Source organism: Streptomyces hirsutus, from assembly GCF_001418415.1.
In the GTDB taxonomy this organism is placed as follows: Bacteria; Actinomycetota; Actinomycetes; order Streptomycetales; family Streptomycetaceae; genus Streptomyces; species Streptomyces hirsutus.
In genome coordinates this window covers 1-3,655 of record NZ_LIQT01000600.1, presented here as the reverse complement: position 1 = coordinate 3,655, position 3,655 = coordinate 1, and the positions used below count along the sequence as shown (strand labels likewise).

3 protein-coding genes are annotated in these 3,655 nt (G+C 70.6%); all 3 read right to left on the bottom strand.

The annotated features are described in order from the left end of the window. Positions 1 to 393 precede the first annotated feature (393 nt). Positions 394 to 1,236 (bottom strand): S-methyl-5'-thioadenosine phosphorylase, encoded by an 843-nt coding sequence (locus AOK11_RS35450; RefSeq protein ID WP_055597756.1) that lies wholly within the window; start codon positions 1,234 to 1,236, stop codon positions 394 to 396. Between the two features lie 78 nt (positions 1,237 to 1,314). Beyond that, positions 1,315 to 1,644 (bottom strand): FmdB family zinc ribbon protein, encoded by a 330-nt coding sequence (locus tag AOK11_RS41110; RefSeq protein ID WP_079035284.1) that lies wholly within the window; start codon positions 1,642 to 1,644, stop codon positions 1,315 to 1,317. Positions 1,645 to 1,976: 332 nt separating this feature from the next. Continuing rightward, entirely contained in the window at positions 1,977 to 3,269 is a 1,293-nt protein-coding gene (locus AOK11_RS35445) for an MFS transporter (protein ID WP_055597755.1), read from the bottom strand. Positions 3,270 to 3,655 lie beyond the last annotated feature (386 nt).

Sequence of the window (3,655 nt, the reverse complement as noted above, 5' to 3'; positions counted from 1 at the left end):
ATAAGAGACAGGGAAGGGAGAGAGGAAAGGGAGGAGAAGGGGGAGGTGGAGGAGGGGGACTGGAGCGAGGGCTGACGCAGAGACGACGGAGGGAACGAGGGAGAGGACGACGGCGGGAACGACACGGGACCACCACCTGCGACGAGGGATCGGCTTGCGGACCCCACGATGAGGCTTCCCGCCGCTCTCCGCCGGAGCCTGTGGACAGACCACGACCTGTGGAAAACTCCCTCACCCGACCGTGAGCTGTAACGCGGTCGTGAACCGCGACCCGATCGTGCGTCACGGCCCGATCGTGCGTCACGGCCCGATCGTGCGTCACGGCCCGACCGTGCGCCACGATGCGACTGTGAGCCGCGACGCGACCGTGCGTCACGAGCCCCGCCGGAAGCTCTACGGCAGCCTGAACCCCGGATCCATCCCGCCCAGCGCCGAGACGCACAGGCAGTCCCGTTCCTCGGTCGTCGGCAGCGCCGCCACCGTGTCGAAGAGCACGTTCCGCAGCCGGTCCACGTTGTCCGCGAACACCCGCAGCACCTCGTCGTGCGAGACGCCCTCGCCGGTTTCGACACCGGCGTCGAGGTCGGTGACCAGGGTCAGGGACGTGTAGCAGAGCTCCAGCTCACGGGCGAGCGCAGCCTCGGGGTGGCCGGTCATGCCCACCACCGACCAGCCCTGCGCCTGGTGCCACAACGACTCGGCACGGGTGGAGAAGCGCGGCCCCTCGACCACGACCAGCGTGCCGCCGTCCACCGGCTCCCAGTCCCGCCCGCGCGCCGACTTCAGCGCGGCGGCCCGGCCGGCGGGGCAGTAGGGGTCGGCCAGCGATACGTGCACGACGTTCGGGACGGTGCCGTCGGGCCGCGGCAGCCCGTCGAAATAGGTGCCCACCCGGGACTTCGTACGGTCCACGAACTGGTCCGGGACCAGCAGCGTCCCCGGCCCGTACTCGGGACGCAACCCGCCCACCGCGCACGGCCCGAGCACCTGGCGCGCGCCGACCGACCTGAGCGCCCACAGGTTGGCCCGGTAGTTGATCCGGTGCGGCGGCAGATGATGGCCGCGTCCGTGCCGGGGGAGGAAGGCGACCCGCCGGCCGGCCAGTTCACCAAGGAAGAGGGAGTCGCTGGGCGCCCCGTACGGGGTGTCCACCTGGACCTCGGTCACGTCGTCGAGGAAGGAGTAGAAACCGGAGCCGCCGATCACGCCGATCTCGACGTTCGCCTTGTTCGCCATGCTCCGCACCCTAACCGGCCCCGGAAATGCCGAGGACCCCGTCGTCGGACGACGACAGGGTCCCGTAAGGATTCGGCCTCAGGCGGCGGTGCTGCCGGCGGTGCTGCTGGAACTGCCGGATCCCGAGCTCGAACCGGAGCCCGAGGAGGACGAGGAAGAAGACGAGGAGTCCGAGGAGGAGCTCGTCGACGAACCGGACGTCTTCGACGCCGGGGTGCTGCTCGACGAGGAGCCGCGGCTGTCGTTGCGGTAGAAGCCGGAGCCCTTGAAGACGATGCCGACCGCCGAGAACACCTTCTTCAGGCGGCCCTGGCAGTTCGGGCATTCGGTCAGAGCGTCATCGGTGAACTTCTGCACCGCCTCGAGGCCCTCGCCGCACTCGGTGCACTGGTACTGATAGGTGGGCACTGTCTTCCTCCTGGCACTCTCACTCGATGAGTGCTAACGATCGTCAATGGTAACCCGTGCCGCAAGTGAGCGGCGTAACGTGCGTCACCCCGCCACGGGCGGCGGCCGGAGCGTGACCCTCATGAGGCCGGGCTTCCGTGCGTGTTCCGCGGGTGTCCCGGACGCACTTCGCGGCGTGGCTTCCCAGGCGGGAAGCCACGTCCGCGGTGCCGTCGCGGCTTTGCACGCGTGCGCGGGCGGACCCGGTGAGGGCCTGCGCGGCAGCCTGCGAGTGCGTCACATCTCACTGATCACTGATCACTGATCACTGAGCACCGATCGCTGCTTACTGCTTACTGCTCGCTGATCGCGACGGGATCGCGACGGGCCGCGCCGCGCGTGACCTCGCGGGTCGCCCGGGGCGGCACCAGCCGTGACCGCAGGGCCAGCAGCGTCGCCAGGGCGAGCACCGTACCGCCCATCGGCACCAGGAACCCGGCACCGGACCAGAGGCGGTCCTCCAGCTGCCCGGAGACCGTGACCGCGGCCGCCTGACCGAGTGCCACCGCGCCGGTCAGCCAGGTGAAGGCCTCGGTGCGGGCACCGGCCGGGACCAGGTCGTCCACCAGGGTGTATCCGGTGATCAGGGAGGGCGCGATGCACATGCCGACCAGGAGGCCGAGCCCGCCGAGGAGCAGCGCCGAGTGGGCGGTCCACAGGGCGGAGGCGGTCACCGCGAGCGCCACGTACCCGATGACCAGGCGGCGTTCGGGGGCGGCCTTCCAGGCGATGGCGCCGCAGGCGATGCCGGAGATCATGTTTCCCGCGGCGAAGACGCCGTACAGGATGCCGTTCAGCCCGGGCTCGCCGATCGACTCGGTGTACGCGGCCAGGGACACCTGCATACCGCCGAAGACGGATCCGATGCCCAGGAAGATGACGATCAGGACGCGCACCCCGGGGACGCGGAGTGCGGAAACGTGTTCCACGCGCGCGTTCCCGCGGGCGGCCACCTCGGGCTGCGTGCCCTTCTGCGCGGCGAACAGCAGACCGCCGACCAGGGTCAGCGCGGCCTCGGTCATCAGGCCCGCCGCCGGGTCCACGACCGTGCACAGGGCGGTGGCCAGCAGCGGTCCGACGACGAAGGTCAGCTCGTCGGTGACGGACTCGAAGGCCGCCGCCGTGGTCATCAGCGGGGAGTTCTTGAGCTTCACGCCCCAGCGGGCGCGCACCATGGGCCCGACCTGGGGCACCGAGGCGCCGGTGGGCACAGCGGCGGCGAACAACGCCCACAGCGGGGCGCCGTTCAGCGCCAGCGTGGTCAGGGTCAGCCCGGACAGGGTGTGGAGCAGGACGCCGGGGACCAGGACGGCGCGCTGTCCGTAGCGGTCGGCGAGCCGGCCGCTGTAGGGCGCGAACACGGCCATGGAGACGCCGGTGACCGCCGCGACGGCGCCGGCCGCGCCGTACGAACCGGTGGTGTGCTGCACCAGCAGCACGATGGAGAGGGTGAGCATCGCGAACGGCTGGCGTGCCGCGAAGCCGGGGAGCAGGAACGTCCAGGCGCCGCGTGTGCGCAGCAGTCGGCCGTATCCCGGACGGGAGGTGGCCGCAGAGTCCTTCGACGTGGTGACCGTGGATGCCACGGCCCGTGCCTTTCTGCCGCCTGGTGGCGCGTGGGCCCTGGTGTCGGGCGCGCCGAGAGCTGTCCTCTTGCGCTGACTGCGGTAGATGCCGGTGCCACAGCTCAGGGCGTGCCGGCCGCCATACGGTCGCGCCAGCTCTGCGTCAGGCAGAGTTGGTTCGATCTGGGTACCGTTCGCATGGTACAGGCGGTTCCAGGTATACACAGGCGCGAGGCGCTTGTGATCCTGTGAAAGCGGGCGCGGAGAGGCTGATCCCCTGCGAATGGCGGGTCAGGGTTCGATCCGATCCTGCCCGACCCGACCCGCACGCCACAGCGCGAGAGGCGACGCAAAAGCGGGGCGGCGTAAAGGCGGAGCGACGTAAAGGCAGGGCGCGAACGACGCCG

Excerpts from the sequence above, each read along its gene's own strand:
- AOK11_RS35450 (WP_055597756.1), bottom strand. The coding sequence starts at position 1,236 with ATGGCGAACAAGGCGAACGTCGAGATCGGCGTGATCGGCGGCTCCGGT.